Annotated in this window: 5 protein-coding genes; 1 reads left to right on the top strand and 4 read right to left on the bottom strand. The window is 68.2% G+C overall.

The window, feature by feature from the left end; all coding sequences use genetic code 11:
- Positions 1-1,303, top strand: a 1,303-nt coding sequence (locus P409_RS26090; protein WP_052121403.1) for an alpha/beta fold hydrolase, incomplete at its 5' end; no start/stop codon positions are given.
- On the opposite strand, the gene P409_RS26095 is transcribed toward P409_RS26090, so the two are convergent.
- The 4 genes from P409_RS26095 to P409_RS26110 all read right to left on the bottom strand — a co-directional run.
- Positions 1,258-1,722, bottom strand: a complete 465-nt coding sequence (locus tag P409_RS26095) for a type II toxin-antitoxin system RatA family toxin (protein ID WP_034845311.1) — start codon at positions 1,720-1,722, stop codon at positions 1,258-1,260. The genes P409_RS26090 and P409_RS26095 overlap by 46 nt on opposite strands.
- A 65-nt stretch (positions 1,723-1,787) precedes the next feature.
- Positions 1,788-2,771: a lipoyl synthase gene (lipA, locus tag P409_RS26100; protein WP_052121404.1), complete on the bottom strand. Its 984-nt coding sequence runs from the start codon at positions 2,769-2,771 to the stop codon at positions 1,788-1,790.
- A gap of 85 nt (positions 2,772-2,856) precedes the next feature.
- A complete protein-coding gene (gene lpdA / locus P409_RS26105) occupies positions 2,857-4,254 on the bottom strand; it encodes a dihydrolipoyl dehydrogenase (protein ID WP_034845312.1) in 1,398 nt (465 codons plus the stop codon).
- Positions 4,255-4,479: 225 nt separating this feature from the next.
- Positions 4,480-5,205: 2-oxo acid dehydrogenase subunit E2 (locus tag P409_RS26110; RefSeq protein WP_034845313.1), on the bottom strand; the 726-nt coding region annotated here is incomplete at its 5' end.

The raw sequence follows: 5,205 nt of genomic DNA on the forward strand, positions 1-5,205 counted from the left end.
GTCGCCGCTGCCCGACCCGGTGATCTTCCTCAATGGCGGCCCGGGCGACACCGCCTTCGGCGACGACGCCGACACCTGGTGGCAGATCAGCCGGCCGATCCGCCAGGCGCGGGACTTCATCGTCTTCGACCAGCGCGGCGTCGGCCAGTCGCGACCCAACCTGGATTGCCCGGAGCTGGACCGCATCGCCGAGCGGAACTGGAAGCCCGGGCTGACCCGGGCCGAGGTGCTGGCGCTGGAGCGGCCGGCGGCCGTGGCCTGCCATGACCGCCTGACCCGCGCCGGCAACGACCTGTCGGCCTTCACCACGGCCGAGGCGGCGGCCGATGTCGACGACATCGCCGCGGCACTGAACTACGAGAGCTACAACCTGATCGGCGTGTCCTACGGCACTCGGGTGGCGCTGGCGGTGATGCGCGACTTCCCCGACCGTGTGCGCAGCGCCGTGCTGGACAGCGTCTACCCGCCGGGAATCTTCGACCTGGACACCCAGCCGGCGTTGATCGCGCGCGTGTTCCGCCGGCTGTTCGGCGAATGCCAGAGCAGCCCGGACTGCGACAGCGCGTATCCACTGCTGGAGGCCCGGTTCGACGGCATGCTGGCGCAGTTGCGGGCGCAGCCGGAGACGGTCCGCCAGGGCCGGCGCGCCATCCGGGTCGATGACGGCATCGTGCTCGACGCACTGTACGCCACCTTCTACGACCACACGACCGTGCCGGACCTGCCCGGGCTGATCGACAAGGTGGCGCGCGGCGACCTGACCGCCCTTGCCCCCTGGATCGGGCCGGTGTTCAGCGGCGGGCCGAACCGGTCCGACGGGCTGGCGCTGAGCGTCGCCTGCAGCGAGAGCTGGCCCTTCGCCACCCGCGACGCGTTGGCGGCCTCGGTCGCGGCCTCGGAGCCCTATGGCGGCAATGCCGCCTACGCGCTGGAGTGGCAGGTCTGCGATTCCTGGCATGTGCCGCCGATCTCGGCGGTCGATGCCGTGGCGGTGTCGAGCACCACCCCCACCCTGTTGCTGGCCGGCAGCTTCGACCCGATCACGCCGCCGGAATACGCCTATATCGCGGCGCGGACCCTGACCAATGGCCGAGTGATCGAGTTCCGGTCCGGCAGCCATTCGATCCTGAGCACGGAGAGCTGCGCGCCGGATCTGGTGGCCCGGTTCATCGACATGCCGGCAGCGCCGCTCGACACGCTCTGCGCCGACCGCACCCTGGCCCCGCGCTTCACCGCGGCAGCCGGCGGCCTGTCGGATCAGCCCTCGGCGGCCGCGGCAGGCACCGAGGCGCGATCGCCATAGAGCGCCCGGGCGCGGGTCTCGAAGGCGCCGACCATGCGGCGGAAGGCCTCGTGGAACACCGCGCCGATCACCGTCTGCAGCACCCGCGACCGGAACTCGAAATCGACATGGAAATCGATCTCGCAGCCGGCGGGATGCGGCAGGAAGCGCCAGCAATTGGTCAGCCGCTTCATCGGCCCGTCGACATAGGCGACGTCGATCTGCTGGCCCGGCGTCAGGGTGACGCGGCTGGTGTAGCGCTCGCGGATCATCTTGAAGCCGATGACCAGGTCGGCCGTCAGCACGTTGCCCTCGCGCTTGCGGATGCGCGCGGCGAGGCACCAGGGCAGGAAGCTCGGGTAGCTCTCGATATCCGCCACCAGCTCGTAGAGCTGCTGCGGGGTGTAGGGCAGGACGCGGCGCTCGGTGTGTGAGGGCATGATGGATCCGCGGGACGCTTGGAGGTCTAGATTAGACCCTCAAGAGCGTCCCGCCAGTGCGACGTTCAGGCGCCCTGCGCCAATGCAACAAGGTCGATGGATCCAGAGGCTGCAGCCAGCTTGGCCAGCCGGTTGGCCTTCATCTTCTCGAAATCGGCGCCGGCATGGTAGGAGGACCGGGTCAGCGGCGAGGCCGAGATCATCAGGAAGCCCTTGCCGCGGCCGATCCGCTCATAGCTCTGGAACTCTTCCGGCGTCACGAAGCGGTCCAGCCTGGCGTGCTTCGGCGTCGGTTGCAGGTACTGGCCGATGGTCATGAAGTCGACATCGGCGGCGCGCAGGTCGTCCATCACCTGCCCGACCTCCTCGGCCGTCTCGCCCAGGCCGACCATGATGCCGGATTTGGTGAAGATGGTCGGGTCCAGCTCCTTCACCCGCGACAGCAGCTGCAGCGAGGTGAAATAGCGGGCGCCGGGGCGGATCGACGGGTACAGCCGGGGCGCGGTCTCGAGGTTGTGGTTGAAGACATCCGGACGCGCTTCGACAACGATTTCAACGGCTCCCGGCTTGTTCTTGAAGTCGGGAGTGAGGATTTCGATGGTCGTGTCCGGCGACGCGGCGCGGACGGCGCGAATGGTCTCGGCGAAATGCCGGGCGCCGCCATCGTCCAGGTCGTCGCGGTCGACCGAGGTGATGACGATGTGGCTCAGCCCCAGCCTTCCGGCGGCTTCGGCGACGTGCTGCGGCTCGTGCGGGTCCAGCTGGTCCGGGCGGCCGGTGGCGATGTTGCAGAAGGCGCAGGCCCGGGTGCAGACCGAACCCAGGATCATCACCGTGGCGTGGCCCTTGGCCCAGCACTCCCCGATATTCGGGCAGGCCGCCTCCTCGCACACCGTGTTCAGCTTGAGGTCCCGCATCAGCCGGCGGGTCTGGTTGTACTCGGCCGAGACCGGCGCTTTGACCCGGATCCAGGCCGGCTTGCGCGGCACCGGGTTGTCCGGGCGATGCGCCTTCTCGGGGTGGCGGAGATGGGGCTCTACAGCGGACATGGTCGTCCTTGCGGGTTGCGGCCGGGCTGCGGCGGCGCCTCACCCAAAGATGGGGAAACGCCGCCGGAAGCCAAGCACGCTTTGCTCAATAGTGGATTGCGCGGCCGTAGGCGTCCAGGACGCTCTCATGCATCATCTCGCTCAGCGTCGGATGCGCGAAGATGGTGTGCATCAGCTCGGCCTCCGTCAGCTCGCCGGTCTTGGCGACGACATAGCCCTGGATCAGCTCGGTCACCTCGGCGCCGATCATGTGGGCGCCCAGCAGTTCGCCGGTCTTGGCGTCGAACACGGTCTTGACCATGCCCTCGGGCTCGCCCAGCGCGATCGCCTTGCCGTTGCCGATATAGGGGAAGCGGCCGACCTTGACCTCGTGGCCGGCGGCCTTGGCCTTGGCCTCGGTCAGCCCGACCGACGCCACCTGCGGCGAGCAGTAGGTGCAGCCCGGGATGTTGCTGACATCCATCGGATGCGGGTGCTGGCCGGCGATCTTCTCGACGCAGATCACGCCCTCATGGCTGGCCTTGTGCGCCAGCCAGGGCGCACCGGCGACGTCGCCGATGGCGTAGACGCCGGGCTCGTCGGTCTCGAGATACGGGCCGACCACGATGTGGCCGCGGTCGACCTTCACCTTGGTGTTCTCCAGCCCGATATTCTCGACATTGCCGGTGATGCCGATCGCCAGGATCACCCGGTCGGCGGTGATGGTCTCGGTCTTGCCGCCGACCTCGATGGTCGCGGTGACGCTGTCGGCGCCCTTCTCCAGCTTCTGGGTCTTGGCGCCGGTCAGGATGCGCATGCCCTGCTTCTCGAACTGCTTCTTGGCGAAGGCCGAGATCTCCTCATCCTCCACCGGCAGCACGCGGTCGAGCATCTCGACCACGGTCACCTCGGCGCCCATGTTGCGGTAGAAGCTGGCGAATTCGATGCCGATGGCGCCGGAGCCGATGACCAGCAGCGACTTCGGCATGGTCGGCGGGACCATCGCCTCCTTGTAGCTCCAGATCAGCTTGCCGTCGGCCTCGAGGCCCGGCAGGTTCCGCGCCCGCGCGCCGGTGGCGATGATGATGTGCTTGGCCGCCAGCGTCTCCTTGCCGCCGGCCTTCAGCGCCACCTCGACCTTGCCGCCGCCGAGCAGCTTCGCGGTGCCATCGAACACCGGCACCTTGTTCTTCTTCAAGAGGTGCTTGACGCCGCCGGACAGCTGAGCGGCCACCTTGCGCGACCGCTCGACCACCTTCTTAAGATCGAAGCTGATGTCCTTGGCCGAAAAGCCGAATTGGTCGAGATGCTTCAGCAGGTGCGAGATCTCGGAGGAGCGCAGCAGCGCCTTGGTCGGGATGCAGCCCCAGTTCAGGCAGATGCCGCCCAGATGCTCGCGCTCGACCAGCGCGGTCTTCAGGCCCAGCTGGGCCGCGCGGATCGCCGCGACATAGCCGCCCGGGCCGCCGCCGATCACCAGGACGTCGAAGCTGGTCTCAGCCACTGTCGTGTCTCCTTGCTGCCACCCGCATCCCGGCGGAGGCGATCACGGGGTCAGGAGCCGGAGGGCTCCAGTCCGAACCGGTCAAAGGTCGTTCGAGAATGCGCTGGCATGAGCCGGCTGGCGGTGGTTTCGAGAACCGGAGCGCAGCGGACGTTAAGTCCGTGAGCACCGGAAGCGCAGAAACCGCCATCAGACGGCCATGCCAGTAGCATTGTCGGGCGGCCTTTAGAGCATCATGCTGAGCGGCGCCTCGACCAGCGCCCGGAAGGCGGCCAGGTACTCGGCCCCGACCGCACCGTCCACCGCGCGGTGGTCGACCGACAGGGTGCAGCTCATCACCGTGGCGATGGCCAGCGCGCCGTCCTTCACCACCGCCCGCTGAGTGCCGGCGCCGACCGCCAGGATGCAGGATTGCGGCGGGTTGATGATCGCCGCGAAATCCTTGACCCCGAACATACCGAGATTGGAGATCGAGAAGGTACCGCCCTGGTACTCCTCGGGCTTCAGCTTGCCGTCGCGGGCCCGGGCCGCCAGGTCCTTCATCTCGCCGGAGATGGTGCCCAGGCCCTTGCGGTCGGCGTCCTTGATGATCGGGGTGATCAGGCCGCCCTCGGTGGCCACCGCGACCGAGACGTCGACCCGCTCGTACTGGATCATCGCGTCGTCGGTCCAGGAGGCGTTGGCCGCCGGGACCTTGCGCAGCGCCAGCGCCGCCGCCTTGATGATCATGTCGTTGACCGACAGCTTGACGTCGCCGCGGTCGTTCAGCTCCTTGCGGAGCTTGAGCAGCGCGTCGAGCTCGATGTCGACCGTCAGGTAGAAATGCGGGACGGTCTGCTTCGACTCCAGGAGCCGGCGCGCCACCGTCTTGCGCATGTTGCTGTGCTTCTGCTCGCTGTACGGGATGCCGTAGGCATCGGCCAGCTGCTTGGCGTTCGGGCCGGCGGCAGC

The sequence above is a fragment of the Inquilinus limosus MP06 genome, from assembly GCF_000767795.1.
GTDB lineage: Bacteria > Pseudomonadota > Alphaproteobacteria > DSM-16000 > Inquilinaceae > Inquilinus > Inquilinus limosus_E.

Excerpts from the sequence above, each read along its gene's own strand:
- P409_RS26095 (WP_034845311.1), bottom strand. The coding sequence starts at position 1,722 with ATGCCCTCACACACCGAGCGCCGCGTCCTGCCCTACACCCCGCAGCAG.
- lipA (WP_052121404.1), bottom strand. The coding sequence starts at position 2,771 with ATGTCCGCTGTAGAGCCCCATCTCCGCCACCCCGAGAAGGCGCATCGC.